Below are 463 nucleotides of genomic sequence, written 5' to 3' on the forward strand. Positions count from 1 at the left end.
GTGTGAAGAAAGTTCAATTAGTCAGTACCAGTTCTGATTTTTATATGAATGTTGGCGATAGTGTAGAGTTAACTGTCTACGCCTTAAACAGTAACAATATCGGTGTTGCTAGTGTACCGGTAAGCGTTCAGATTACAGACCCTAGCGTAACAGGCGTGTTTAGTGGAATTGGTCCAAATTTAGTCACTGATGACACGGGTAAAGCGGTTATCAAACTTGATATTAAGTCATTGACCAATGATCAAAAAAACTATATAAAACAAAATGGTTAGGTTGTGACTACCTCAGTAGGTACAGTTTCAACAAGTAAAACCCTCAAAGGCACCGATGTTAATACGACGACCCCAACGCCTACCGTGACTGTCAGTAATTTACTATTAATTAGCGATAGCCAAAATATTGCGTTGGTAAAAGGTACGAAAATTAATGTTACGGCATTAGCAGTGGATAAAGACAATATTAT

2 protein-coding genes are annotated in these 463 nt (G+C 37.8%); both read left to right on the forward strand.

Annotated elements, in window-relative coordinates; all coding sequences use genetic code 11:
- Nucleotides 1-272 (forward strand): hypothetical protein (locus J1781_RS00390; protein WP_217233018.1); only part of this gene is annotated, 272 nt, incomplete at its 5' end.
- Between the two features lie 3 nt (nucleotides 273-275).
- A partial coding sequence (locus J1781_RS00395) for a hypothetical protein (RefSeq protein ID WP_217233019.1) occupies nucleotides 276-463 on the forward strand: 188 nt, incomplete at its 3' end.

Origin of the sequence: Rahnella perminowiae, assembly GCF_019049695.1 — a bacterium.
In the GTDB taxonomy this organism is placed as follows: domain Bacteria; phylum Pseudomonadota; class Gammaproteobacteria; order Enterobacterales; family Enterobacteriaceae; genus Rahnella; species Rahnella perminowiae.